Origin of the sequence: Burkholderia crassaminum, from assembly GCF_964265005.1 — a bacterium.
GTDB lineage: Bacteria > Pseudomonadota > Gammaproteobacteria > Burkholderiales > Burkholderiaceae > Burkholderia.
Genome location: NZ_OZ183799.1, coordinates 2212805 through 2238472 on the forward strand (window position 1 = coordinate 2212805; position 25668 = coordinate 2238472).

The 25668-nt window shown below is 66.9% G+C and carries 30 protein-coding genes; 10 read left to right on the forward strand and 20 right to left on the reverse strand.

The features are described 5' to 3' along the window. Window positions 1–38: 38 nt before the first annotated feature. From rpsF to ACPTTF_RS10205, 4 genes are all read right to left on the reverse strand, one after another. Window positions 39–413 (reverse strand): 30S ribosomal protein S6, encoded by a 375-nt coding sequence (gene rpsF / locus ACPTTF_RS10190; protein WP_006402295.1) that lies wholly within the window; start codon window positions 411–413, stop codon window positions 39–41. Between the two features lie 240 nt (window positions 414–653). Next, the gene (locus ACPTTF_RS10195; protein WP_423371102.1) at window positions 654–1562 is read right to left on the reverse strand and encodes an anti-sigma factor family protein; all 909 of its coding nucleotides are present in this window, start codon (window positions 1560–1562) and stop codon (window positions 654–656) included. Continuing rightward, on the reverse strand, window positions 1552–2193 hold the full coding sequence (locus tag ACPTTF_RS10200) for an RNA polymerase sigma factor (RefSeq protein WP_423371103.1): 642 nt from the start codon (window positions 2191–2193) through the stop codon (window positions 1552–1554). The genes ACPTTF_RS10195 and ACPTTF_RS10200 overlap by 11 nt, the downstream gene beginning before the upstream one ends. A 192-nt stretch (window positions 2194–2385) precedes the next feature. Beyond that, complete coding sequence (locus ACPTTF_RS10205) at window positions 2386–3297, reverse strand: LysR family transcriptional regulator (protein ID WP_166965834.1); 912 nt, start codon at window positions 3295–3297, stop codon at window positions 2386–2388. Window positions 3298–3470: 173 nt separating this feature from the next. Here ACPTTF_RS10205 and gcl point away from each other — a divergent pair, with 173 nt between their 5' ends. Genes gcl through ACPTTF_RS10220 form a run of 3 tightly spaced genes read left to right on the forward strand, consistent with a single transcriptional unit; the run spans window position 3471 to window position 7031 of the window. Then, a complete protein-coding gene (gcl, locus tag ACPTTF_RS10210) occupies window positions 3471–5246 on the forward strand; it encodes a glyoxylate carboligase (protein ID WP_166965835.1) in 1776 nt (591 codons plus the stop codon). 43 nt (window positions 5247–5289) lie between these two features. After that, window positions 5290–6099 (forward strand): hydroxypyruvate isomerase, encoded by an 810-nt coding sequence (gene hyi, locus ACPTTF_RS10215; RefSeq protein ID WP_011657073.1) that lies wholly within the window; start codon window positions 5290–5292, stop codon window positions 6097–6099. Window positions 6100–6125: 26 nt separating this feature from the next. Then, window positions 6126–7031: a 2-hydroxy-3-oxopropionate reductase gene (locus tag ACPTTF_RS10220; protein ID WP_347814800.1), complete on the forward strand. Its 906-nt coding sequence runs from the start codon at window positions 6126–6128 to the stop codon at window positions 7029–7031. Between the two features lie 298 nt (window positions 7032–7329). On the opposite strand, the gene ACPTTF_RS10225 is transcribed toward ACPTTF_RS10220, so the two are convergent. Further along, window positions 7330–7476 (reverse strand): hypothetical protein, encoded by a 147-nt coding sequence (locus ACPTTF_RS10225; protein WP_423371104.1) that lies wholly within the window; start codon window positions 7474–7476, stop codon window positions 7330–7332. Between the two features lie 37 nt (window positions 7477–7513). Here ACPTTF_RS10225 and lysM point away from each other — a divergent pair, with 37 nt between their 5' ends. Then, entirely contained in the window at window positions 7514–7984 is a 471-nt protein-coding gene (gene lysM, locus ACPTTF_RS10230) for a peptidoglycan-binding protein LysM (protein WP_034181228.1), read from the forward strand. A 100-nt stretch (window positions 7985–8084) separates the two neighbouring features. On the opposite strand, the gene ACPTTF_RS10235 is transcribed toward lysM, so the two are convergent. Continuing rightward, window positions 8085–9107, reverse strand: a complete 1023-nt coding sequence (locus ACPTTF_RS10235; protein ID WP_423371105.1) for an asparaginase — start codon at window positions 9105–9107, stop codon at window positions 8085–8087. 271 nt (window positions 9108–9378) lie between these two features. Between ACPTTF_RS10235 and ACPTTF_RS10240 the strand changes: the two genes are divergently transcribed. From ACPTTF_RS10240 to ACPTTF_RS10250, 3 genes are all read left to right on the forward strand, one after another. Continuing rightward, on the forward strand, window positions 9379–9669 hold the full coding sequence (locus ACPTTF_RS10240; RefSeq protein WP_166965838.1) for a PsiF family protein: 291 nt from the start codon (window positions 9379–9381) through the stop codon (window positions 9667–9669). A gap of 255 nt (window positions 9670–9924) precedes the next feature. Next, complete coding sequence (locus ACPTTF_RS10245; protein ID WP_166965839.1) at window positions 9925–10374, forward strand: hypothetical protein; 450 nt, start codon at window positions 9925–9927, stop codon at window positions 10372–10374. Between the two features lie 229 nt (window positions 10375–10603). Then, window positions 10604–11191: a BPSL1445 family SYLF domain-containing lipoprotein gene (locus ACPTTF_RS10250; protein ID WP_011352325.1), complete on the forward strand. Its 588-nt coding sequence runs from the start codon at window positions 10604–10606 to the stop codon at window positions 11189–11191. A gap of 95 nt (window positions 11192–11286) precedes the next feature. Here ACPTTF_RS10250 and ACPTTF_RS10255 read toward each other — a convergent pair whose 3' ends face one another. From ACPTTF_RS10255 to mltG, 9 genes are all read right to left on the reverse strand, one after another. Further along, window positions 11287–12351: a glycosyltransferase family 4 protein gene (locus ACPTTF_RS10255; RefSeq protein WP_423371106.1), complete on the reverse strand. Its 1065-nt coding sequence runs from the start codon at window positions 12349–12351 to the stop codon at window positions 11287–11289. Window positions 12352–12589: 238 nt separating this feature from the next. Next, window positions 12590–13768, reverse strand: coding sequence for an AAA family ATPase (locus tag ACPTTF_RS10260; RefSeq protein ID WP_423371107.1), 1179 nt, complete (start codon window positions 13766–13768; stop codon window positions 12590–12592). 30 nt (window positions 13769–13798) lie between these two features. After that, a complete protein-coding gene (locus tag ACPTTF_RS10265; RefSeq protein ID WP_423371108.1) occupies window positions 13799–14971 on the reverse strand; it encodes a mechanosensitive ion channel family protein in 1173 nt (390 codons plus the stop codon). Between the two features lie 87 nt (window positions 14972–15058). Next, complete coding sequence (locus tag ACPTTF_RS10270; RefSeq protein ID WP_059506076.1) at window positions 15059–15415, reverse strand: Rap1a/Tai family immunity protein; 357 nt, start codon at window positions 15413–15415, stop codon at window positions 15059–15061. Between the two features lie 119 nt (window positions 15416–15534). Continuing rightward, the gene (locus ACPTTF_RS10275; protein WP_423371109.1) at window positions 15535–16245 is read right to left on the reverse strand and encodes an ankyrin repeat domain-containing protein; all 711 of its coding nucleotides are present in this window, start codon (window positions 16243–16245) and stop codon (window positions 15535–15537) included. Between the two features lie 43 nt (window positions 16246–16288). Next, window positions 16289–17068: a TatD family hydrolase gene (locus tag ACPTTF_RS10280; protein ID WP_166965847.1), complete on the reverse strand. Its 780-nt coding sequence runs from the start codon at window positions 17066–17068 to the stop codon at window positions 16289–16291. 141 nt (window positions 17069–17209) lie between these two features. Further along, complete coding sequence (locus tag ACPTTF_RS10285; RefSeq protein ID WP_423371110.1) at window positions 17210–18238, reverse strand: DNA polymerase III subunit delta'; 1029 nt, start codon at window positions 18236–18238, stop codon at window positions 17210–17212. 19 nt (window positions 18239–18257) lie between these two features. Then, entirely contained in the window at window positions 18258–18878 is a 621-nt protein-coding gene (gene tmk, locus ACPTTF_RS10290; RefSeq protein WP_423371111.1) for a dTMP kinase, read from the reverse strand. Next, complete coding sequence (mltG, locus tag ACPTTF_RS10295; protein WP_423371112.1) at window positions 18878–19897, reverse strand: endolytic transglycosylase MltG; 1020 nt, start codon at window positions 19895–19897, stop codon at window positions 18878–18880. Before mltG ends, tmk begins: the two co-directional genes overlap by 1 nt. A 77-nt stretch (window positions 19898–19974) precedes the next feature. On the opposite strand from mltG, the gene ACPTTF_RS10300 reads away from it, so the two are divergent. Then, window positions 19975–21009 carry a YgfZ/GcvT domain-containing protein gene (locus ACPTTF_RS10300; RefSeq protein WP_423371113.1) on the forward strand — a complete coding sequence of 345 codons (1035 nt, stop codon included), beginning with the start codon at window positions 19975–19977 and terminating at the stop codon, window positions 21007–21009. Window positions 21010–21085: 76 nt separating this feature from the next. After that, window positions 21086–21931 (forward strand): NRDE family protein, encoded by an 846-nt coding sequence (locus tag ACPTTF_RS10305; protein ID WP_301811136.1) that lies wholly within the window; start codon window positions 21086–21088, stop codon window positions 21929–21931. 20 nt (window positions 21932–21951) lie between these two features. On the opposite strand, the gene ACPTTF_RS10310 is transcribed toward ACPTTF_RS10305, so the two are convergent. The 5 genes from ACPTTF_RS10310 to ACPTTF_RS10330 form a co-directional block, all read right to left on the reverse strand. Beyond that, on the reverse strand, window positions 21952–22392 hold the full coding sequence (locus ACPTTF_RS10310; protein WP_423371114.1) for a GNAT family N-acetyltransferase: 441 nt from the start codon (window positions 22390–22392) through the stop codon (window positions 21952–21954). A gap of 28 nt (window positions 22393–22420) precedes the next feature. Then, a complete protein-coding gene (locus tag ACPTTF_RS10315) occupies window positions 22421–23380 on the reverse strand; it encodes an alpha/beta hydrolase (RefSeq protein WP_423371115.1) in 960 nt (319 codons plus the stop codon). Between the two features lie 205 nt (window positions 23381–23585). Further along, complete coding sequence (locus tag ACPTTF_RS10320) at window positions 23586–24065, reverse strand: PaaI family thioesterase (protein ID WP_011352338.1); 480 nt, start codon at window positions 24063–24065, stop codon at window positions 23586–23588. After that, a complete protein-coding gene (locus tag ACPTTF_RS10325; protein ID WP_027787175.1) occupies window positions 24062–24376 on the reverse strand; it encodes a Dabb family protein in 315 nt (104 codons plus the stop codon). The genes ACPTTF_RS10320 and ACPTTF_RS10325 overlap by 4 nt, the downstream gene beginning before the upstream one ends. A 144-nt stretch (window positions 24377–24520) precedes the next feature. Next, window positions 24521–24997: a hypothetical protein gene (locus tag ACPTTF_RS10330; RefSeq protein ID WP_423371872.1), complete on the reverse strand. Its 477-nt coding sequence runs from the start codon at window positions 24995–24997 to the stop codon at window positions 24521–24523. A 297-nt stretch (window positions 24998–25294) separates the two neighbouring features. Between ACPTTF_RS10330 and ACPTTF_RS10335 the strand changes: the two genes are divergently transcribed. Further along, complete coding sequence (locus ACPTTF_RS10335) at window positions 25295–25588, forward strand: hypothetical protein (RefSeq protein WP_166965861.1); 294 nt, start codon at window positions 25295–25297, stop codon at window positions 25586–25588. Window positions 25589–25668: the final 80 nt, after the last annotated feature.

The window sequence follows — 25668 nt, forward strand, 5'->3', positions numbered from 1 at the left end:
GAGTGGCGCGCTCCTTGATGGCTTAATGAATGACGAACTTAAGCCTGCGCTTCGGTCGGCTGAGCTGCAGCCGCCTTCTTGGCTTCTTCGCGCTGAACTTCCTTCATCATCGGCGACGGGCCGGTTTCGGCCTTCTTCATCTTGACGATGAGGTGACGCAGCACGGCGTCGTTGAACTTGAACGCGTGTTCGAGTTCGTCGAGCGTCGTCTGGTCGCACTCGATGTTCATGCAGACGTAGTGAGCCTTCGCGAGTTTCTCGATCATGTAGGCCAGTTGGCGACGGCCCCAGTCTTCGACACGGTGGATCTGACCGCCGTGCGACGTGATCGTGGTCTTGTAACGCTCGATCATCGCGGGCACTTGCTCGCTCTGATCGGGGTGCACGATGAATACGATTTCGTAATGACGCATTACACACTCCTTGTGGATTAAAGCCACCCGGGCGTCTGAACCGGTGTGGCAAGTGAGAAGCCGAAGATTCTAACCTGGATACGGGGCGCATGCAAGACCATTCGCCGATTCCCGCGCGGATTCGGCCATGTTTTCAAAGACTTGAAGGGGCGGGCCCGGGCAAGCGGGCGCCCTTCGGCCTTTTCCCGGTCAGGGTCGGAACGGAAGCGTGCGGCGGACCCTCGGCCCGCCGTCGCGACGTCACTCGCTGCGCGTGCCGCCAAGCCGCGCGTCGAGCGCGGCCCTGAACGCCGCAAGTGCCGACGGCTCGGCGTCGGTCACGGCCCACCACGTCATCCCGGCCGCGTCCCAGCGGTCGAGTGCATAGCCCTGCGACACGGTCGCGTACGGCGCCCCCGGCCCTTCCCCGGCCGGCCGCACATAGACGTCGATCACGTGCTGCCGGTAACGGTAGACGAGCACCGCGACACGGCGTCGCCCGACGTAGTCGAGCCGGCCGCCGACCAGCGCGAAACCGTTCGCCGCGAGGTCCTCGACCGGCGGTGCATAGTCGAGCCGGCCGTTGAACCACGGCTTGACCGTGTGCCGGTCGGTCGAGATCACGTCGATGTCGCGCGCCGACAGGTCGGCACGCACGTGGCTCGACACGAGCTCGTCGACCGTGCGGTCGGTGTCGGCGTGGCGCGCCGACAACGCCATCCCGCCCGCCGCGGCAAGCGCCACCAGCAGCGCGACGCCCCAACCGAGGCCGGGCAGCGCGGCGACGCGCGGCCCCGTGCCGGCAGACGCCGGACGTGCCGACCCGCCTTGATCCGTCAGCCACGAGAACCAGCGGCGGCCACGCGGGCGCGGCTGCGGTTGCCGCTGTGGCTGTGATCCTGGCTCGGACTGCGGCTCCACCCGCGCCGGCTCGCGCACCGGCGCGTCGACCGCTGCCGGCAGGCTCGCGAGAATGCTGGCCCGCAACGCATCCGGCGCACGGTGATAGTCGGCCTGACGCACCGCCTGCACCAGCGTGACGATCCGCGCGCGCTCATGGCGGCACGCTTCACACCCTTCGACATGCTGCTGGACCCGCAACGCGTCGGGCGCCGACAGCTCGCGGTCGACGTCCGCGTCCAGCAACGCTCGCACTTCGTTACAGTCCATCGATAGCCTCCGATGCGGTTCCGCCTGCCGGCGTACGGCCCGGCCTGCCTTCGGTCGCCGGTGCCGGCGGGTCGCCCAGCAGCGCGGCGAGCTTGCGCCGGCCACGTGCGAGCCGCGACATCACCGTGCCGACCGGCACGTCCGCGATCGCCGCGATCTCGCGGTAGCTCAGGTCCTCCATCTCGCGCAGCACGAGCACCTCGCGGTATTCGGGCGGCAGCTTCGCGAGCGCCGCGTTCACGAGCCGCACGTTCTCCCCGCGCAGCAAGTGCGCGAGCGGATCCTCGGTGGCGGGCTGCCAGTCGTCGGGCACGTCGGTGTCGTCCAGCGTGTCGGGCAGCGCGACCTCGTGCGCATGCGTGCGGCGCCGCCACTCCGTGTACCAGGTGTGGCGCACGATCGTCAGCAGCCACGGCCGCGCGTTGTCGCCGCGGCACGAATCGACGAAGCGCAGCGCGCGCATGCACGCATCCTGGACGACGTCGTCCGCGTCGCCGGGGTTACCGCTCAGCCAGCGTGCGAGGTTGTACGCGGCGTCGAGATGCGGCAGCACGAGCACGCGAAACCGCTCGCCGCGCGCGACCGCGTCGTCTGCCACCCGTTCATCGACCGCCTGTCCGGCTTGCGCCACATGACCTCCCTGGTCCCGGCGGCCGATGCCGCGCCCGTTCCGCGCACGATGCCCGGACAGACCGGCAACGTGCACGCTTGATGACCTTACCGTCGTTGCGTCGAGTTTATTCCCGCGCCACGCGCCTGAAGCGTAAAAAAAACTCCGGATGCCCCTGTGGCCCAGCAGCCCCGGCCGGGCGGCCCACGCCGGTTACGGCGTGGTGCTCCAGTAGCCGGGGCTGGCGTAAGCGGCGCGCAGGTAGTCGATGAAGTAGCGCACGCGCGCCGGTACGTAGCGCTGTTGCGGGTAGACCGCGAGGATGTCGTAGTCGGGCAGCGCATACTCGTCGAGCACGGTCTCGAGCTCGCCCGTCTCGAGCTGCGCGGCGATTTCCCACGTGGAGCGCCAGCCGAGCCCGAGGCCTTCGGCCACCCAGCGGTGCAGCAATTCGCCGTCGTTGCAGTCGAGGTTGCCGGCTACGCGCATCGTCGCGATCTTGCCGTGGCGCTGGAAATACCAGCCGCGGTTCTGCCCGCCCTGCAGGTTGAACGCAAGGCAGTTGTGCTTGAGCAGGTCGTCGAGCGACTTCGGCCGGCCGTGCTTGCGGAAATACGCGGGCGTACCGCACACGACGCGCCGGTTCGACGCGAGCTTCACCGCGACGAAGTTCGGATCGACGGCACCGCCGATCCGGATCGACAGGTCGTAACCTTCGCGCACGAGATCGACGACGCGGTCGGTCAGGTTGAACGACAGCTGCATCTCGGGCTTGTCGGCCAGAAAGCCCGGCGCGTGCGGCGCGACGTGCTTGCGCCCGAACGCGGCCGGCGCCGACACGATCAGGTGCCCGCTGACCGCGCGCCGCCCGGCGGCCAGCTCGTTCTCGGCCTGGTCCCATTCGGACAGCAGCCCGCGGCAGCGCTCGAGGAACGCAGCGCCCTCCTCGCTGACCACCAGCCGCCGCGTCGAGCGGTACATCAGCTTCACGCCGAGGCGCTTCTCCAGCGCGTCGATGCGCCGCCCGAGCACCACCGGCGACACGCCCTCCTCGAGCGCCGCCGCCGCGAGGCTGCCGGCATCGGCCACCCGCACGAACGTCTCGATCTGCTTGAAGCGGTCCATCTCCTGTCTCCGTCTCTGTTCCAGCACCGGCGGAAAGCCCCGTCCGGCCGTCATTCCATACTTTTAGTTTCGAAAAAAGCGACTTCGGCTGATCTTATCAAACCTTTCACGCATCCCTAAAGTGTTCCCAACAGACCCATTCGCAAGAATCCGCCACATTCAAGGAGACATTCATGGCCAAGATGAGAGCCGTCGACGCAGCTGTGCTCGTGCTCGAGAAGGAAGGCATCCAGACCGCGTTCGGCGTGCCGGGCGCAGCAATCAACCCGTTCTACTCCGCGATGCGCAAGTCGGGGGGCATCAGCCACGTGCTGGCCCGCCACGTCGAAGGCGCATCGCACATGGCCGAAGGCTTCACGCGTGCGGCCCCGGGCAACATCGGCGTGTGCATCGGCACGTCGGGTCCCGCCGGTACCGACATGATCACCGGTCTCTACTCCGCCTCGGCCGACTCGATTCCGATCCTCGCGATCACGGGCCAGGCACCGCGTGCCCGCCTGTACAAGGAAGACTTCCAGGCCGTCGACATCGAATCGATCGCGAAGCCCGTCACGAAGTGGGCCGTCACCGTGCGCGAACCGGCGCTCGTGCCGCGCGTGTTCCAGCAGGCATTCCACCTGATGCGCTCGGGCCGCCCGGGCCCGGTGCTGGTCGACCTGCCGATCGACGTGCAGCTCGCCGAAATCGAATTCGATATCGACACGTATGAACCGCTGCCGATCTACAAGCCCGCGGCGAGCCGCGCGCAGATCGAGAAGGCGCTCACGATGCTCAACGACGCGGACAAGCCGCTGATCGTGTCGGGCGGCGGCGTGCTCAACGCAGCGGCCGAAGACCTGCTCGTCCAGTTCGCCGAAACGATCGGCGTGCCGGTGATCCCGACGCTGATGTCGTGGGGCGCGATTCCGGACGACCACCCGCTGATGGCCGGCATGGTCGGCCTGCAGACGTCGCACCGCTACGGCAACGCGACGATGCTCGCGTCCGACTTCGTGCTCGGCATCGGCAACCGCTGGGCGAACCGTCACACGGGCAGCGTCGAGGTTTATACAAAGGGCCGCAAGTTCGTGCACGTCGACATCGAGCCGACGCAGATCGGCCGCGTGTTCGGCCCGGATCTCGGCATCGTGTCGGACGCCAAGGCCGCGCTGGAACTGTTCGTCGCGGTTGCGCAGGAATGGAAGGCCGCCGGCAAGCTGAAGGATCGCAGCGCATGGGTCGCCGATTGCCAGGCACGCAAGCGCACGCTGCAGCGCAAGACGCACTTCGACAACGTGCCGGTCAAGCCGCAGCGCGTGTACGAAGAGATGAACAAGGTGTTCGGCCGCGATACGTGCTACGTCAGCACGATCGGCCTGTCGCAGATCGCCGCCGCGCAGTTCCTGCACGTGTTCAAGGCACGTAACTGGATCAACTGCGGCCAGGCCGGCCCGCTCGGCTGGACGATCCCCGCCGCGCTCGGCGTGCGCGCAGCCGATCCGAGCCGCCCGATCGTCGCGCTGTCCGGCGACTACGACTTCCAGTTCATGATTGAAGAGCTGGCAGCCGGCGCGCAATTCAAGCTGCCGTACGTGCACGTCGTCGTGAACAACTCGTACCTCGGGCTGATCCGCCAGGCGCAGCGTGCGTTCGACATGGACTACTGCGTGCAGCTCGCGTTCGACAACGTGAACGCGCCGGAACTGAACGGCTATGGCGTCGACCACGTGGCCGTCGCGGAAGGCCTCGGCTGCAAGGCGCTGCGCGTGTTCAAGCCGGAAGAGATCGAGCCGGCGCTGCGCCAGGCGCAAACGCTCGCGGAAGAGTTCAGCGTGCCGGTGGTCGTCGAAGTGATCCTCGAGCGTGTGACGAACATCTCGATGGGCACCGAAATCGACGCGATCAACGAATTCGAGGATCTCGCCGAAAAGGCCGAGCACGCGCCGACCGCGATCTCGATGCTCGACTGAACCGCACGACATTTTTGACTGACCGACCGAAGAGGCTTAGCTCATGCCGAAGTTTGCTGCAAACCTGACCATGCTGTTCAACGAAGTGCCGTTCCTCGACCGCTTCAAGGCGGCCGCCGATGCGGGCTTCGACGCCGTCGAGTTCCTGTTCCCGTACCCGTACGCGAAAGAGGAACTCGCCGAGCGGCTCGAAACGCATCGCCTGCGCCTCGTGCTGCACAACCTGCCGGCCGGCAACTGGGATCAGGGCGAACGCGGCATCGCGTGCCTACCCGATCGCGTCGGCGAATTCCAGGAAGGTGTCGGCCGTGCGATCGAGTACGCGAAGGCGCTGAAGGTGCCGCAGCTGAACTGCCTCGTCGGGATTCCGTCGGCGAGCACGGCGCGCGACAAGACGTTCGTCACGATCGTCGACAACCTGCGCTTTGCCGCCGATGCGCTGAAGCGCGAAGGCATCCGCCTGCTCGTCGAGCCGTGCAACAGCTTCGACATCCCGGGCTTCGCGCTGAACCGCTCGTCGGAAGGGCTCGACGTGATCCGCGCGGTCGGCTCGGACAACCTGTTCCTGCAGTACGACATCTATCACATGCAGCGCATGGAAGGCGAACTGGCCGCGACGATTGAACGCAACCTCGCGTCGATCGGGCACGTCCAGCTCGCGGACAACCCGGGCCGCAACGAGCCGGGCACCGGCGAGATCAACTACGCGTTCCTGTTCGCGCTGCTCGACCGGCTCGGCTATGCCGGCTACGTCGGCTGCGAGTACAAGCCCCGCACCACCACGACGGAAGGCCTCGGCTGGCTGCAAAGCGTCGCCGGCTGCGCACCGGGTTCGGCGCGTCGCGCCGCCTGAGATCCGCCCTTTCCGCATACGCCCCTATAGGAGACTTTCACATGGCAACCATCGGTTTCATCGGCCTCGGCATCATGGGCGCGCACATGGCGCGCAACCTGCTCAAGGGCGACCACCAGCTCGTCGTGAACGGCGCGTTCCCGATTCCGGACGACCTGCGCGCAAGCGCCAAGGTCGTCGCGAACTCGACCGAAGTCGCGCAGAACGCGGACGTCATCGTCGTGATGGTGCCGGACACGCCCGACGTGCGTAACGTGCTGTTCGCCGACGACGGTGTCGCGAAGGGCCTGACGGCCGGCAAGCTCGTGATCGACATGAGCTCGATCTCGCCGCTCGACACGCAGGAATTCGCGAAGCAGATCAACGCACTCGGTTGCGACTACCTCGACGCGCCGGTGTCCGGCGGCGAAGTCGGCGCACGCGAAGCGACGCTGACGATCATGGTCGGCGGCCCGGAGGCGGCATTCGAGCGCGCGAAGCCGCTGTTCGAGAAGATGGGCAAGAACATCACGCTCGTCGGCGACAACGGCGCGGGCCAGACCTGCAAGGTCGCGAACCAGATCATCGTCGCGCTGAACATTGAAGCCGTCGGCGAAGCGCTGTTGTTCGCCGCACGTTCGGGCGCGGATCCGGAGCGCGTGCGCCAGGCGCTGATGGGCGGTTTCGCCGCGTCGCGCATCCTCGAAGTGCACGGCGCGCGGATGACGAAGCGCACGTTCGATCCGGGCTTCCGCATCGAGCTGCACCAGAAGGACCTGAACCTCGCGCTCGACGGCGCACGCAAGCTCGGCCTCGCGCTGCCGCACACCGCGAGCGCGCAGCAGTTGTTCAGCGTGTGTGCCGCGCACGGCGGCAAGGCCTGGGATCACTCGGCACTCGTGCGCGCGCTCGAGATCATGTCGAACTTCGAGATCGAGAAGACGGCAGGCTGAACGCATGCCGCCGCAAGCGGCTGCCTTGAGTAGATGCAGTAACGCGTGGTCCGTCGCGATGACGGACACGCGAACGACACACGTGACCGGCACGGCCGGTCGCTTCGATGCGCGAGACACGCGCGCATCACGGTGGGGCGCCCCGCCCTGCACTGCCGACGGCATGCGGGACGGGGCGAAAAACGCCGCTCTGGGCTGAGAGCGGCGTGGTGGGGTCCGCAGCGGCACCCGGCGACGCCGGGGAAGCCTTGGTCGGTCAGACGTCGTCGTCGGGTGTCCGCCTGTCGGATTTCGCGTATTACATTTCTTTACGTTCAAGCGTGCGATTTTTCATGCAATCGTCGTCATGAACGCCTACACTTTCGCCACGCCTTTCGAGAAAACCGCCGCGCTTGCGCTCACCTCCGGTGACCGCGCCCAGCGCGGTGTTTTTTCGCCACTTCACGGCGCGTTTTCTTTTCAACCACCTAAGGAGTGCAACGATGGGTCTTCTTTCGTTTATCAAAGAGGCGGGTGAAAAACTGCTGGGTCATGCCGACGCGCAAGCGGCGGAAGATCCCAATGCCGCGAACCAGACCGCGGCCGATGCCATCAAGAACTACATCAGCACGCAGGGTCTCGATACGTCGAACCTGACCGTGGCGTTCGACGGCGCATCGCGCACCGTGACGCTGTCGGGCAGCGTCGCCGACCTCGACACGAAGGCGAAGGTCAAGGTTGCGGCCGGCAACGTGCAGGGCGTCGCGGGCGTCAACGACGACGATCTGCAACCGGACGATCCGGAAGTGCAATACCACGACGTGAAGCCGGGCGACACGCTGTCGGCGATCGCCAAGGAAGTCTATGGCGACGCGAACAAGTACCCGGCGATCTTCGAGGCGAACAAGCCGATGCTGTCGAGCCCGGACCGGATCTACCCGGGCCAGAAGCTCGTGATTCCGCCGCAGTCCTGAGCATTCGTGCCGGACTGACCGACGCAAAAAAGGCAGGCCGATGGCCTGCCTTTTTTCATGGTGACGCGCTCGGCCCGAGCCGCGCGTATCGGTCAGCCGTTCACAGCGTATCGAACCTGCGTTGCAGTTCGTCGCGGCCATGAATGCCGTTCGCGAGCGCAAGCATCAGCAGCACCCGCGCCTTGTACGGGCCCAGCGACCCCGCGCTCACGAAGCCGAGCGCATCGTCGTTCGCGGCGCCGTTGCGCATCACGTGCCCCGACCCGACGCGCGACGCGCGCACCACCGCAACGCCTGCGTTCACCGCATCGGCCAGCGCCGCCTGCAGCGTCGCATGGATCGAGCCGTTGCCCGTGCCCGCGACGACGAGGCCGCGCACGCCGGCTGCGACGAGCGCGTCGACGGCCGTACGCGTCACGCCCGCATAGCTGGCGACGACTTCGACGGGCGGCCACGCTGCGGCGATCGCCAGTTGCGTGTCGCGCGAACGCGTGACGCGGCGTGCGAATTCGACCCGGCCGTCCTGCACCCAGCCGAGTGCGCCGAGTTCCGGCGACTGGAACGCGTCGACCGCATAGGTGCTCGTCTTCACGACGTCGCGCGCGCCGTGGATCCGGTTGTTGAACGCGACCAGCACGCCCTGCCCGCGCGCGGACGGATGCGCGGCTACTGTCACCGCATTCAACAGGTTCAGCGGGCCGTCGGACGACAGCGCGGTCGCCGGCCGCATCGCGGCCGTCAGCACGACCGGCTTGTCGCCCTTGACGACCAGGTGCAGCGCATACGCGGTTTCCTCGAGCGTGTCGGTGCCGTGGGTGATCACGATACCGTCGATCGCCGGGTCGGCCATCAGCGCGTCGATCCGCGCGGCGAGCGTGTTCCACAGCGGCAGCGCGAGATCCTTGCTGTCGATGCTGGCGATCTGCTCGGCGTCGATGCGCGCGACGGACGTGAGCGCCGGCACCGCGTCGACCAGGAAATTGACGCCGAGCGCGCCGGCCTGGTAGCCGGCCGTGCTGGCCGCGTCGGGCGCGGCACCGGCAATCGTGCCGCCGGTGGCGAGCACGGCGATGCGCGGCAGGGCCGCCGCGGACGAAGGAGATGCGGAATTCGGAGTATTCATGGCCGCGATTGTAAAGGCTTGCGGGCGGGATCCGGCAGGTTCCGGCTCGGCGGCCGAGGCCGGCTGCCGCACCTCATGGTTTGTCCCGATCGCCCGGCCGGGTGTGCCGTCAACGGTCGTGGTATCCGCAACGTTATAGGAAGTGCCGTTTTGGTGTTTTCACATTGATTTGCCATAATCGGAGCGCGTCGTGCGATGCGGCCCTATCCTCATCGCGCGGTGCTTCGTGACGGCGTCGATAAAACGCAATTCACCCCATGGGAGTGTCGAAATGAAAATCCAATCGCTCGTAGCCGCAGTGCTTCTCGGCGGCATGCTGGCTTCCCCCGCGTTCGCGGCGAACAGCCAGCAGGACAAGATGAAGGCCTGTAACACCCAGGCAGCCGGCAAGACGGGCGACGAACGCAAGGCGTTCATGAAGGACTGCCTGTCGGCGAAGCCCGCGAAGGCGATGTCGCAGCAGGACAAGATGAAGGCCTGCAACACGCAAGCCACCGGCAAGAAGGGCGACGACCGCAAGGCGTTCATGAAGAGCTGCCTGAGCAGCCAGCCGGCCGCCTGAGTTCCGGCGCTCCCGTATCGAATGCCGCGCACCGCTTCGGCGGGCGCGGCATTTTTGTTTTCGTTGCACGTGCATCGACGCGCCCCGACCTTTCCCGCCCCGCTTTCCCGGCCCACCGTACCGGCCGCCGCCACATGGTGCGGCAATTCGCCGCGTTTTCTTCTATGATGGCTGCAACGCGGCCCATCCAAGTACAAGAAGCGCCATCGGGCCGCCCTCGAGACGGACGCGCACGCGCGTCAAACGGAGGCATGGATGGCATGGAGACAACACCGCTGGTTCCGCCGCTGGCTGATCGTGATCGTGTTCTGGGCCGTGCCCGTCGCGATCGTCGCCGTCCGCGAGATCCGCGAGGAAATGGCCTACAACAAGGCGGACCTGCAACTCGCGCTGACCACCTGGCAGCTCACCGACGCGCAGCAGGCAGCCGGCGCCGCCGCGAAGTGCCACGGGGATCCTGACGAGGCGCGCGCGGCCGGCTGCCCGGCCGACGTGCTCGCCGCCAATGCGTCGCGCCAGCAGGCGGCGAGAGACGAATACGTGCTGCGCCGCAATACGCTCGCGGGCTACCTGTGGCATGCGTTCGTCGGCTACTGGGTCGTGCCGGCCGCGTTCCTGTTCGCCTTCGGCGTCGTGATCGCGCTGATCCGCCGCGCGCTGCGCCGCCCACCGATCAAGCCGCCTGTTCCGCCCGTCACGCATTGATGCGCGCGGCAGGCGCGGCCATCCGATCGACCGCCGGTTTCCCGCATGCCGACCCGGCCTCGGCGTGCGGGCGCCGGTTCGTCCGTTGGCACGCCGCGACATCCCCAAGCGATTTGACGCTTTTTCACGCCGCGACGAAAAGAGGCTGTAATCCGCTGTGATATAACTGCCGACGTGATCCGCTCCCTGAGCGAGACTCACTCCGAACGTCATCCGATGGAGAAGAACGATGCAAAAACGGAATCTTGTGCTGAAAGCCGCCGCGGCACTCATCGTCGGTAGCCTCGCGCTCACCGGTTGCACCACCACCCCGGACAAGCCGGACAACGCCGCAACCAACGCGTCGAAGCGCCAGGCCATCGACTCGAGCGTCGACGCCACGCTGTCGCGCATGTACTCCACGGTCAAGGGTTCGCGTGAACTCGTCGCGAAATCGCGCGGCGTGCTCGTCTTCCCGGACGTGATCCAGGCCGGCTTCATCGTCGGCGGCCAGTCCGGCAACGGCGCACTGCGCGTCGGCGGCAGCACGGTCGGCTACTACAACACGTCGTCGCTGTCGGTCGGCCTGCAGGCCGGTGCCCAGTCGAAGGCGATCGTGTTCCTGTTCATGACGCAGGAAGCGCTCGACGAATTCCGCGGCTCGGACGGCTGGGCCGCCGGCGCCGGCGCGTCGGTCGCGCTCGTGAAGATGGGCGCGAACGGCGCGGTCGACACGACCACGGCCACCGCACCGGTCCAGGTCGTCGTGCTGACGAACGCGGGCCTGATGGGCGACGTGTCGATCAACGGCACGAAGGTCTCGAAGCTGAAGATCTGACGCTGACGCGGCCCGTGCGGATTGCGCGCGGGCCATGCACAAACGGCGATGTCCTTGCGGACATCGCCGTTTTTTATATCCGCACGCGACGCGCGTCAGGTCGTCGAATCGATGACCTTGAAGCGCGAGCGTTTCTGCGCGCGGATCACCGACTGGTAGACGTCGACATACTGCTGCGCCATGCGGCGCGACGTGAAGCGCGCCTCGAAACGCTGCCGCACGCGCGCGCGCGGCAGCAGGTGCAGCCGGTTCACGGCCGCCACCGCACTGATTTCATCCTCGACGATGAAACCCGACACACCCTCGTCCACCACTTCGGGCACCGCGCCGCGATTGAACGCGATCACCGGCGTGCCGCACGACATCGCCTCGATCATCACGAGGCCGAACGGCTCCGGCCAGTCGATCGGAAACAGCAACGCATGTGCACCCGACAGGAATTCGGCCTTCTGGTGATCGGCGATCTCGCCGATGTATTCGACATGCGGCAACGCGAAGAGCGGCTTGATCTCGCGCTCGAAGTATTCCTGGTCGGCCGCGTCGATCTTTGCGGCGATCTTGATCGGCAGCCCGCACTGGCGGGCGATGCGGATCGCCGTGTCGACGCGCTTTTCAGGCGAAATGCGGCCGAGGAACGCGAGATAGCGCGGCTCGACGGGCTGCGGCATGTACAGCGTATCGGGCAGCCCGTGGTAGACGGTCGTCAGCCATTTCGCCTGCGGCAACGGCTGGCGCTGCGAGTTCGAAATCGAGATCACCGGCGCCGTGTTGAACGTGTCGAACACCGGCTGCTGCTCGGGCAGGTCGAGCCGGCCGTGCAGCGTCGTCACGTAAGGCGTTTCCTGCCGGTTGAAGACCGAGAACGAGTAGTAGTCCATGTGGAAATGGAGCACGTCGAAGTCCTTCGCGCGGCGCGCGACCGTCTCCATCAGCAGCATGTGCGGCGCGACCCGGTCGCGGATCGACGAATCGAGCCGCAGCGCACGCGGCCAGACCGGCTCGAGCTTCGCCCGCGTCGTCGAATCGCCGCTGGCGAACAGCGTCACGTCATGACCGAGCTCGACGAGCGCCTCGGTGATGTAGGACACGACGCGCTCCGTGCCGCCGTACAGCTTCGGCGGTACCGATTCGGTCAGCGGCGCGATCTGGGCAATTCTCATGGTCCACGTCTCCTGTGTCCTGTCCGTTGCGGCACGGCCGGCGGGCCCTTGCGCTTTCGCGCCCTGCTTGCCCCCATGCAGCGCCAGCCGGATATCTCTTCATTATTCGCGATCCCGTTACCTGGAACCGCCCGTCTTGCATTTTATGGATGTTGTTACAGGCTGGATACATTCCGCCCGCCGGGCCGATACGGCCCCCGATGCGACGAGCGTGCCCGGACGCATGCCGCTCCGCCTGTCAGCGCGACGGCCACTTCCATGCCGGCAGGTCGCGCGTGTCCGCATCGACGAGCCCCGTCGCGCCGAGCTGCTTGTCGAGCACCAGCGATTCGCAGCCGGCCTCGCGCTCGAGCGTCGCGATGAGCCGCGCCGCGTGCGACACGACGAGCACCTGCGAACGCTGCGCCGCCTGCGCGATCAGGCGGCCGAGCGCCGGCAGCAGATCGGGGTGCAGGCTCGTCTCCGGCTCGTTCAGCACCATCAGCGCCGGCGGCCGCGGTGTCAGCAGCGCGGCCGCGAGCAGCAGGTAGCGCAGCGTGCCGTCCGACAACTCGGCCGCCGCGAGCGGCCGCAGCAGCCCCGGCTGGCGCATCAGTACGTCGAAGCGGCCACGGCCGCCCGGATTGTCGATCTCGACCGACGCACCGGGAAATGCGTCGTCGATCGCCGCATCGAGTGCCGCGCCGTCGCCGATTTCGCGGATCGTCTGCAGTGCGGCGGCCAGGTCGGCGCCGTCGTCCGCGAGCACCGGCGTATGGGTGCCGATGTGCGACTGTCGCGCCGGCGCCTGCGCATCGGTCCGGAAATGGTCGTAGAAGCGCCACGAGCGGATCCGTTCGCGCACCGCGATCATTTCCGGCGCACCGGTCGGATCGGCGAACTCGGTCATCATGCTGTCGAAACTGGCGACCGGTTGCGGAATCGTCCGCCAGTCGCCCGACGCGGTACGCGCGCGGATCTGCGCGCCCTGCCGGTCGACCAGCAGTGTCGACGGGCGCGGCAGCGCGCCGCCCCAGATGCATTCGCGCTTGACCACCGGATCGAGCCGGAACATCGACGCGTCGTTCTTCACCGGCAAGCCGAGATCGATCGCGTAACCGAAATCGTCGCACGCGAAGCCGAGCTTCAGGCTCACGGGCCCCTTGCGCACCGTGCCGGTCACCGGCGTGTCGCCATCCAGCATTGCCCGCGAGAAGCGCTCGGGGCCGGCCCACAGCGTCGACGGCAACCCGCCCTCTCGGGCAAGCGACGGGATCACGCGCCCCTGCGCGGTGTCGGCGAGCAGCCGCAGGGCGCGGTACACGCTCGACTTGCCGCTGCCGTTCGGCCCTGTGACGACGTTGAGCGCCGCGAGCGGCACGATCAGCTCGCGCAGCGAGCGGTAATTGGCGATGGCGAGCGTTTTCAGCGCGGTCATGACGGTGGCGGGCAGATATGCGGGCCGCTTTCAGCGGCCTTCGTTGGCCTGCGGATCGGCTGCGGTGTTGGCCGCCGTACTGGCGGCAGGCGGCCGCGCATGCGGCCGTTCGGGATTCGGTGCGTCCGGTGCAGCATCATGCGGATACAGTTCCGTCCGGCTGCGCGGCAGGCATTGCGGATAGCGGTCCTGCAGGTAGGCGATCAACCCTTCGCGCACGCGACAGCGCAGGTCCCAGCACGACGACGAATCGGCCGCGCTGACGAGCGCGCGCAACTGCATCGTGCGCTCCGTCGCGTCGGTCACCTGCAGCACCTGCACGCGGCCGTCCCACTCGGGCGCCGCGTGGACGAGCCGCGCGAGCTCCTCGCGCAGCGGCGCGAGCGGCGTGCGGTAATCGACCGACAGGTAGACCGTGCCGATGATCTCCGAGCTGCTGCGCGTCCAGTTCGTGAACGGATTCTCGATGATCCATTGCAGCGGCACGACGAGGCGCCGCTGGTCCCAGAGCCGCACCGACACGAACGAACCGGTGATTTCCTCGATGCGTCCCCACTCGCCCTGGATCACGACCACATCGTCGAGCCGGATCGGCTGCGTGAGCGCGATCTGCAGCCCGGCAATCAGGTTGCCGAGCACCGGCCGCGCGGCGATACCGGCAACCAGGCCCGCGACGCCGGCCGACGCCAGCAGGCTCGCGCCGACCTGGCGCACGTTCGGGAACGTCATCAGCGCGGCACCGGTGCCGATGATCACGATCAGCACCATCACGGTCCGCACGAGCACCCTGGCCTGCGTATGGATGCGCCGGGCCTGGAGGTTGTCGGCCGTATCGATCGGATGCGCCTGGATGATGGCGTCGCCGACGCCCGCCGCGAGCCGCACCAGCAGCCACGTGAGCGACACGATGGAGCCGACCGCCGCCGCCGTGCGCATGCCGCGCACGAACGACATGCCGTCGTCGGTCTGGACCCACAGGAATTCGAGCGTCAGCAGCGCGAGCACGACGAGCGACGGCCTGTCGATGTAGCGCAGGATCGCGCTCATCAACGGATACGGCTGTGCGATGCGCTTGACGATGCGTGCGCCGAGACGGTGCACGATCGCGACGACGAGTACGACGATGACCGACACGGCCAGCGTGCCGAGCCACGAATGTAACGGCGCATCGGTGATGCGCTGCAGTTCCTCGATTGAAATCATCGGCGCCCGTGGGTGATGAGGCGCGCACGCCTCGTCCTGGATGCGTCGGCGACGTCCGGGCCGCGCGTGCCCGGACACGGCGTCAGATCAGCTGCCGCTCCTGCAGGGAAACGCCTTGCCGAGACCGAGCGACACCGCGGTGCTCGCGTTGTAGTCGGCCAGTTTCGGATTTTCCGCGATGTACTTGCGCACCGCGTCGGTCATCTGCTGCGCCCGGATGTCGGGCGGCAGGCAGAAATACTGGCCGACCCGCGGCCCCGTCGTGCCGCCGATCGCATCGATGGTGTTGTAGACGCCGTCGGCGGCACCTTCGATGTAGGCCGCGCACGACGCCCGCGACTTGACGTCCGTCTTCGCGCACAGCCGGTCGAGATCCGCGCCCGTGAAAGCCGCCGCCGACAACGGCACGGCAAACGCCGCGGCACAAAACATTGCGCGCAACATGGTGTTCCTTATGTCAATGCGGCCCGAGACCGCCTGCTGCCTTGGCCGGCGCGGCGCCGGGACACCCTGCTCCGGCCGGAATCCGGCCGGGCGGGCACCGTCTGCCGCACCGAAAACCGTCATTTTGCACTCTTTTGCGCATCGCCCGGCGTCGACGCCCCGACGCGCGTCGTCCGCTTGCTCAGGATCTCGATCGCGTCCGGCGCGTTGTAGTGCTTCGCGAATTCGAGCGCGGTGATGCCGAGCTGGTTCTTCACCTGCGGATCGGCGCCCTGGTCGAGCAGCAGCGTCACCGTCGACGCATGGTTGCCGCGTGCGGCCATCATCAGCGGCGTCGTGCCGTTCGGCGATGCGGTATCGATATACGCGTCGTGGTCGAGCAGCAGCTTCACGACCGCGTCCTGACCGTTGGTGGCCGCGTAGTGCAGCGGCGCCCAGCCCTTCTTGCTGACTTCCGCGCCCTTGTCGATCAGCACCTTGGCGAGGCCGAGGTCGCCGTTCAGCGACGCAAGCATCAGCGCGGTTTCGCCGGCCTTGTCTTCCTTCTCGAGGTCGACGTTCGGCGTTGCGGCAAGTGCCGCCGCGACCTTGTCGGACTTCTCGCGCGCGGCGATCACGATCAGCGGGTCGCCATTCGGCGCGATCGTGTTCGGGTCGAGCTTGCCGCTCTTGAGCTGCTTGCCGATGTCGGCGATGTCGTCGAACTTGACGGCCTTGACGATCGCGTCGAGCGATTCGGCATGCGCGCCGGCTGCCGCGAACAGGCCGCTCGCGACGAGCGCGGCGGCAACGAGTGCGCGTTTCGGCAGATGGTTGATCGGCTTCGTCATTGTTGTGGGCTCCTTCCCTGGGTTGTCGGCTGCGCGCACGTCGTTAGCGGGCGATCTTGAACAGCCGGAAAAAATTCTGCGTCGTCGCGTCGGCCAGTGCCTCGACGGCGATCCCGCGCTCGGACGCGATAAAGCGTCCGACATGGCTGACGTACGCAGGTTCATTCGGCTTGCCGCGATACGGCACCGGCGCAAGGTACGGCGAGTCGGTCTCGATCAGCAGCCGGTCGAGCGGCACGCGCCGCGCGACATCCTGCACGTCGGTCGCGTTCTTGAACGTGACGATGCCCGACAGCGAGATATGGAAGTTCTGCGCGAGCGCCTGCTCGGCCACCGGCCACGGCTCGGTGAAGCAGTGCATCACGCCGCCCGGCACGTCCGCGCGCTCCTCGGCCATGATCCGCAGCGTGTCCTCCGACGACGAGCGCGTGTGAATGATCAGCGGCTTCATCGTCGCGGTCGCCGCACGGATGTGCGTGCGAAAGCGTTCGCGCTGCCATTCCATGTCGGCGATCGAGCGGCCCTCGAGACGGTAGTAGTCGAGGCCCGTTTCGCCGATCGCGACGACTTTCGGGTGCGCGGCCAGCTCGACGAGCTCCGCGAGGGTCGGCTCGCGCGCGTCCTCGTGATCGGGATGCACGCCGACCGACGCATAGACGTTGTCGTGCGCGTCCGCGATCGCAATGACCTCCGGCAGCGTCTCGAAATCGACGGACACGCACAGCGCGTGCGTGACGTCGTGCTCGCGCATGTTCTCGAGAACGGCCGGCAGGCGGTCGGCCAGCCCCTTGAAATTGATGTGGCAGTGAGAGTCGACGAACATCGTGTTTCCTGAATACGTAAGGCGTGCGCTCATGCGCACGCCGGCATGCGGCAACGGGCGGCGTTCGCGGGCCGGCCGGCCACGGTCGCGTCGCGGCGCGAGCCGGTCATCGTTTCGCAACCCACGAGAAACAATGTCGGATCACGCGAATATTTCCCGGTAGCCGAGAAACAATTCCTCGAATACGAGCCGCGCGTTGAGCGGATGGTTCTCGACCGTCCGCTGCCGCGTCACGGCCTTCATGAAGCGCGCGAACGCGTTCGCATCGACCGCTTCCGCGCAGCGCGCGAGCGCCGCCGCGTGCATCGGGAAGTAGCGCGGCGCGCCCGCCATCCGCTGCGCGAGCAGGTCGTACAGCCAGCGCTGCAGCCAGCCGAGCACCAGCGGCACCGGCAGCTTCTGCAGCGTCTCGCCGCACGCGAACGGGTCGCATCCCGCACCGGCCGCGAGCTGCCCGAGCGTGTAGTCGCGCAGCGGGCGGTTCTCGTCGCTCGCGAGCGCCAGCGCGGCGAGCGGCGCGCCGCCGACCTCGGCGAGCAGCGCGCTCGCATGCTCGACGCCCTGCGCCGCGAGCCAGGCCTCGGCCGCGTCGGGCGCCGGCACCGTCATCGGCCACTGCCGGCAACGGCTGATGATCGTCGGCAGCAGGCGGTCGATGCGTGCCGACACGAGCAGGAACACAACGCCGGACGGCGGCTCCTCGAGCGTTTTCAGCAGCGCGTTCGACGCGGCGACGTTGAGCGCCTCGGCCGGATACAGCACGACGACGCGCGCGCCGCCGCGGTGCGAACCGACCCCGCAGAAGTCGAGCAGCGCGCGCACCTGCTCGATCTTGATCTCCTTGCTCGGCGCACGCGTCTTCTTGCCGCCTTCGTCCGCGTCGGCCGCTTTCGCGTCGTCCGCGGCGCCCGGCGCCTCGCCCGCCAGCGCCTCGGGCAGCACGATCCGGTAATCCGGATGGTTGCCCTGCGAGAACCACGTGCAGGCCGCGCAGGTGCCGCAAGGCTCGCCGTTCGGCTGCGGCGATTCGCACAGGAAGCCCTGCGCGAGATGCTGCGCGAACTGCAGCTTGCCGATCCCGGCCTGGCCATGCAGCAGCAGCGCGTGCGGCCATTGCGCACGCAGTTGCTGCAGGCGGTTCCAGTCGTCGGTCTGCCACGGATAGATCATGTGGTGCGTTCCTTGCGAATTACAGCGCGGCGAGCACGCGCTCGAGCTGCTGGCGGATCTCGGGAATCGACTGCGTCGCGTCAACGATCGCGAAGCGGTGCGGCGCTTCTTCCGCACGCCGCAGGTATTCGCCGCGCGTGCGCGCAAAGAACGCGTCGGACTCGCTTTCGAACTTGTCGGGCATGCGCGCGGCGCCGCGCCGCTCGCTCGCGACCTGCGGCGCAACGTCGAACAGCACGGTCAGGTCGGGCTGGAAGCCGCCCTGCACCCAGCGCTCGAGCGTCTCGAGCTTGTCACGCGGCAGCCCGCGGCCGCCGCCCTGGTACGCGAACGTCGCATCGGTGAAGCGATCGGACACGACCCAGTCGCCGCGCGCGAGTGCCGGCTCGATCACGAGCGCGAGATGCTCGCGACGCGCGGCGAACATCAGCAGCGCTTCCGTCTCGAGATCCATCGGCTGGTTCAGCAGGATCTCGCGCAGTGTCTCGCCGAGCTGCGTGCCGCCCGGTTCGCGGGTGACGACGACCTGCCGGCCGGCCGCGGCCAGCTTGCCCTGGAGGCGCTCGCAGAACCATTGCAGGTGGGTGGTCTTCCCCGCCCCGTCGATGCCTTCGAACGTGATGAATTTACCGCTCGCCATTATTGACCTCGTATGTACTTGTCCACGGCCTTGTTGTGGTCGCCGAGCGTGTCCGAGAACACGCTCGTGCCATCGCCTTTCGCGACGAAATAGAGCGCGCTCGTCGGTGCCGGATTGATCGCCGCCTGCAGCGCGGCAACGCCCGGCAACGCGATCGGCGTCGGCGGCAGCCCGCGTCGGGTGTAGGTATTGTAAGGAGTGTCGGCCTGCAGGTCGCGCTTGCGCAGGCGGCCGTCGTACGCATCGCCGAGCCCGTAGATCACCGACGGATCGGTCTGCAGCGGCATGCCGATGCGCAACCGGTTCGCGAACACGGCCGCGACGAACGCGCGATCGGCCGCATGGCCCGTTTCCTTTTCGACGATCGACGCGATCGTCAGCGCTTCGTAAGGCGTCTTGTACGGCAGGCCCGGCACGCGTGCGGCCCAGGCCTCGTCGAGACGCGTCTGCATCAGATGGTACGCGCGCCGGTAGATGTTCAGGTCGCTCGTGCCCTTGTCGAACAGGTAGGTATCGGGGAAGAACAGCCCCTCGCCGCTGCCGCGCTGCACCGCGTTGTCCGACGCGCCGATCGCGCGCAGCAGCTCGGCGTCGCTCATGCCGGCCGTAGAGTGCGCAAGGTCGGGGTTCGCGTCGAGTTCCGCGCGCATCCGCTTGAAGGTCCAGCCTTCGATGACCGTCGCGACATACTCGTTCACGTCGCCGCGCGCGATCTTCTGCAGGACCTCGTAAGGCGTGATGCCGGTCTTGAATTCGTAGTTGCCGGACTTGAGCCGGCTCGACAGCCCGAGCACGCGCGTCATCGCGACGAAGCCGAACGGCTCGACCGGCACGCCGCCGCGCTTGAGCTGCAACGCGACGCTCTTCACGGTGCTGCGCGGCTTGATCGTGACGTCGAGCGATGCGGAACCCAGCAACAGCGGCCGGGTTGCCCAGTAATACCCGCCGCCCGCGCCGGCAGCGGCCACAACGACGGCCAGCGCCACGATCGTCGCGGCGCATTTCTTCAGTAGGGACATGGAAACGTGACTCAGGTAAGACCCATATAATACTTGCTCGCCTTCGTCAAAGTCAGGGTTGACTGTTCCCTCATTCCATGAGCACACCGTTCGCTTCACCGGCTGCCCAGGCCGCATCTGCCTCGCTCCCCGTTTTCCCCCGCCCGTTGGCCGCTGATTTCGACGCGCCGGGCGCCTGCATGCCGCTGCCGCAGTTCGGCGTGATCGACGTGGCCGGCGACGACGCCGCGACGTTCCTGCACAGCCAGCTCACCAACGACATCGAGCATCTCGACGCCGCGAGCGCGCGGCTGTCCGGCTATTGCTCGCCGAAAGGTCGCCTCCTCGGGTCGTTCCTCACGTGGCGCGCCGGCCACGGCGTGCGCCTGCTGATATCGAAGGACGTGCAGCCCGCCGTGCAGAAGCGGCTGTCGATGTTCGTGCTGCGTGCGAAGGCGAAACTGACGGATGCGAGCGACGCGCTCGCGGTGGTCGGCTTCGCGGGCGACGTGCGCGACGCGCTGTCGGGCATCTTCGACGCGCTGCCGGACGGCGTGCACGTGAAGGTCGACGGCCCGGCCGGGACGCTGATCCGCGTGCCCGATGCGGCCGGTCGCAAGCGCTATCTGTGGATCGGCCCGCGTGCGGAAGTCGACGCGCGCATCGCCGCGCTAGGCGCTACGCTGCCGGTGGTGTCGCCGGCCGTATGGGACTGGCTCGACATCCGCGCGGGCGAACCGCGCATCACGCAGCCTGCCGTCGAACAGTTCGTGCCGCAGATGGTCAACTTCGACGTGATCGGCGGCGTTAACTTTCGCAAGGGGTGCTACCCGGGCCAGGAAATCGTCGCACGCAGCCAGTACCGCGGCACGATCAAGCGCCGCACGGCGCTCGCGCACGTCGCCGGCGAGACCGATACCGTGCATGCCGGCGTCGAGCTGTTCCACAGCGACGATCCCGGTCAGCCGTGCGGGATGATCGTCAACGCGGCGGCCGCGCCCGCCGGCGGCGTCGACGCGCTCGTCGAAATCAAGCTCGCCGCGCTCGACAACGGCACGGTGCACCTCGGTTCGGCCGACGGCCCGGTGCTCGCATTCGATACGCTGCCGTACGCCTGGCCGACGGAAGCGTGACGCACTGACAACCCGTTCGCGTGCCGGCTCGCGAGTCGCAGCCGGCGCCCGATGTTTCCTGCGAGAGATTCGCCCGATGTGTCTGATTGCCTTCGACTGGCAGCCCGATGCCGCCGCCGGTCCCGTCTTTACCCTCACCGCCAACCGCGACGAGTTCTTTCGCCGCACGAGCGCGCCGCTCTCGTGGTGGGAAGATGTCCCGGGCGTACTGGCCGGCCGCGATCTCGAAGCGGGCGGCACGTGGCTCGGCGTATCGCGCGACGGCCGTTTCGCCGCGTTGACGAACTACCGCGCGCCGTTCGACATCCGAGCCGGCGCGCCGACCCGCGGCAAGCTCGTGTCCGATTTCCTCGGCGGCCCGTCCGTTGCGCCGCTCGACTATCTCGGGCAGTTGGCCGAGCATGCGGCCGTCTACAACGGCTTCAATCTGCTCGTCGGCGACTGGAGGCGACGCGAACTCGCGTGGTTCTGCAATCGCGCGCCCGAGGGCGAAAGCGGTGTAGCCGCACCCGTCGCGATCGCGCCCGGCGTGCATGCGCTGTCGAATGCACGGCTCGATACACCCTGGCCGAAAGTGGTGCGCAAGCGCGCGGAGCTCGGCACGCTGCTCACCGACAATCCGACCCCGTCGCTCGACGAACTGATCGCGCTGATGCGCGATCCGCATGTCGCGGACGACGATGCGCTGCCGCACACGGGCATTCCGATCGAGCGCGAGCGTGCGCTGTCGGCCGCATTCATCGAGACACCCGAATACGGCACGCGCGGCACGACCGCGCTGCGCGTCACGATGAAGGAAGGCGTGCGGCTCACGGTCGAGATCAAGGAACGCTGCGACGACGACGGCTCGCACCGCACCGTCCGCCCGGGCACGTTCGAGCGCGCATTCACGTTCGACCTCGACGCTACGCCGCCGCGCTGAGCGCGCGAGCGTGCGCCGTACTACGGCGCACGCACCATCTCGACGTGCGGCACGCCGGCTTCGACGAACGGTTCACCGACCGCCGCGAAGCCGTGCCGCAAGTAGAACGACACGGCCGAATCCTGTGCGTAGAGCCGCACGACGATTTCGCCGCGGCGCCGCGCCGCATCCAGCAGCGCGTCCAGCACGGCTGACCCGACACCCTGCCCGCGTGCGTCGGCCAGCACCGCGACGCGGCCGATCGTGCCGGACGGCAGCAGCCGCCCCGTCGCGACCGCGCGGCGTACGCCGGTCGCGGCATCGACCCGGTACGCCACCGCATGTAGCGACAGCGGATCGTCGTCGTCGAGCTCCCATTCCGGCGGAATCTGCTGCTCACGCACGAACACCGCGTCGCGGATCCGCGCGGCGTCGCCGCCCAATACCGTCCAGTCGCCCGTTTCCACCACGCCGTCCGTCATCGCAGCCCTCCATGCGGCGCGTACGCCGTCAAACGTCGTCGAATGCGGCCTTCAGCGCCGCGACGGCGTCAGCATGCGCGGCCCGCACCTCGGGCACGTAGCCGCCCATCTTGAAGAATTCGTGGATCATCCCCGGATAGCAGACCAGCGTGACCGCGTTGCCCGCCTCACGCAACTTCTCCGCATACGCGGCGCCCTCGTCGCTCAGCGGATCGTATTCGGCCGTCGCGATCCACGCCGGCGCGACGCCCGCGAACGACGGCGCGTCGTGCGTGCCGTCGAGCGGTGCGAAACGCCAGTCGTCGCGATCCGCCCGATCGCGCACGTATTGCGTGAAGAACCACTGGATCGTGTCCTGCGTCAGCAAATAGCCGTTCGCGAGCCGTGCGTGCGATTCGGTGCCCTGGTAGCCGGTCACGCCCGGGTATATCAGCATCTGCAGCGTCAGGCGAATGCCCGCATCGCGTGCGAGCACCGCGCAGACGGTCGCAAGCGTGCCGCCCGCGCTATCGCCGCCGACGGCCAGCCGTGCGGCGTCGATGCCGAACGTGGCGGCCTCGCGATGCAGCCATTGCAACGCGTCATCGGCGTCGTTCACCGCGGTCGGAAACCGGTGTTCCGGCGCGAGCCGGTAGCCGACCGACAGCACCGCGCACTGCGCATCGTGCGCGAACATCCGGCACAGCGCGTCGTGCGTCTCGACGCTGCCGACCGTGAAACCGCCACCGTGGTAATACACGAGCGCGGGCAGCGGCTCCGCGAGGCTCGGCGCGACCGGCAGGTACAGCCGCGCGCCGATCGTGCGGCCATCGCGCGTCGGGACGACACATTCCTCGACCGAATGCATCGGCGCCGGTGCGACGTCGAGGATCGGCGCGCTCTTCTCGTACGCGGCGCGCGCCTGCTGCGGCGTCTGGTGGTGGTAGGACGGACGTTTCGCGCGCTCGATCATGTCGAGCACCTGGGCGATCTTCGGATTCAGCGGCATCGGCTAGGACGGCGCCGGTGCGGCGCCGTGAACGGACAAGCGTCACATGATGCCATGCCCTCGTCGCGCAGGCGTGGCGCGCTTCGCGCGTCGAAATCCCGGCCCCCTTCGGCCTGCCGTGAACGCGTTCGGCGTGGCGTACACAAGCGCCCCGCAAAACAAAACGGCCCTGCCAATAACGAGGCAGGGCCGTGCGTTCCGGCGCTTACGCGTCGCTCGGGCCGGGCTGGGCGTCCGGCGCCGTGCGCGAGCGTTGCCGCTTGATGTCGCGGCCCACCGCGAGCCGCCGCATGTACTTGAACGTGCCGAGCGCCTTCGCGACGAAATTGCCGTCGCTGTCGCGCACTTCGCCTTCGCAGTAGGCCATCGTCGTCGAGCGATGCATCACGCGCCCGTAAGCGCGCAACTCGCCGCGCCCCGGCTGCATGAAGTTCACCTTCATCTCGACCGTCACCACGCCGACGCCGTCGTCGGTCAGGCTGCGCGCGGCCATCGCGAGTGCGATGTCCGCGAGCGTCATCGTCACGCCGCCGTGCGCGATGCTCCACGTGTTCATGTGCCGCTCTTCGAGCGGCAGCACGAGCTCGCTCGCACCGTCCTTCGCGGACACGAGCTGCACGCCGAGCAGGTCGACGAACGGGCTTTCGATCGACGGGCCGTCCGTCGGAGTTGCCGCGTCGCTCATCGTGCGCTGTCGACGATGTAGTCGACGCATTCGCGCGATTCAGCCACCGCGACGACGAATTTCTTCACTTCCTGGTGAACCGGGTGCACCTGGTAGGCATCGAGCGCGGCCTTGTCCGCGAAATCGGACACGAGCACGATGTCGGCGGTCGCGTCGAGGCCGGGCGTTGCCACGCCGACGTCGATTTGCAGGGTGCCCGGCACGAGGTCGCGGCAGCCTTCGAGCTTTTCCTTCAGCTTCAGCGCGTTCTGCGCGCGCGTCGCGCCTTCGGCCGATTCTTTCAACTTCCACATCACAATATGTCTGATCACTTCGTTCGCTCCGGTTCGTCTTGGTGCCGCTATTTTCCTAGAATCCTTGCCAGCCGGGCATCCCGTGCCCTGCCACCGTTCGCTTAAGTTCGTCGGATGTCATGTCCAACCGAGAAAAAAGCAGGTATTGAAGCGGGCATCATTTCAATCCGCCAAAGACGATACCCACCCTTTCACCGTGCCACTTGCCGACGTCAAGATCCGACAAGCGAAGGCAGGCGACAAGCCTACCAAACTTACCGACGCCAATGGATCGTATCTTTGAGGTCCGGCTGTCAGGTCCCAGGCTCTGGCGACAGGATTCTTTCCGCTTACGTCACAGATAACGATGCGTGCCTGATGGCCCGTTGGACGATCCTCGGACTCACTCACCGACGCAGTAGCAATTTTCGTCGAGTCGATCACGCTCCCAAGACCGAGTAGCGCAATCGGCTGCAGATCCGGAATCTGACGCAGCACAATCCCGGTCACCGTCGACGTCGACGATCCGAGCGTTGCCCGGCCGGCGACGAGCGAAATCGTCAGTTGCCCCCTGCGCGCCAGTTCCTTCGCGACACCGGTCAGCCCCCCATGATGATCAGCTCCAGAATGGTCTTTTCGTGGTCTTACATCCGCCCCCATAAACAAATCGCCCGAGCCACCCCGGACGAATCCGGAATATTTAACAGAAGTCACATTACCTTCAATTTATTGATCAATCAAAATACAAAACAATCCCCAAAAAAGAAAACCAAATTAATACATTCACGCAATTAAATCTCCCTTAACCAGCGGTTTACTTTCATACAATCAAGACCTACCATCGAAACTCCAATACGATCCAAATGCAATTCTTTCGCACTCCCAATGCATTGATCGCCTTGGCCCAAGCCATCCCAATATGGCACGTTACCTACATTGACCACACCGGAGGAAATAATGGCTCGTATCGTTTGGGGCACCATCGACAAAAACGGCTCCATTCTCAACGGCAGCGGGGATTTCACCGTCGAGAACGTCAGCTCCGGAAAATATTCGATCTCTTTCAGCCCCGGATTCTCGGCACTCCCTGGAATTGTCGGGTCGCAAAACAACTTCAACGAAACAGGACAGGCCAATTCCGACGGCGTAGCCTTCCCGTTCGTCAACAAGAATTCCTGTCAAGTCAACACCGGCAATAATTCAGGCAGCCTTCAAAACAGAAGCTTTGCGTTCGTCGCGGTTGGTAATTAGCCATTTATAAATCATGTCGCACCGGCCCTTATCGAGGATTCGCTACGAACCAGCTAGCGAATGTGTCGCGAAAAATCGAG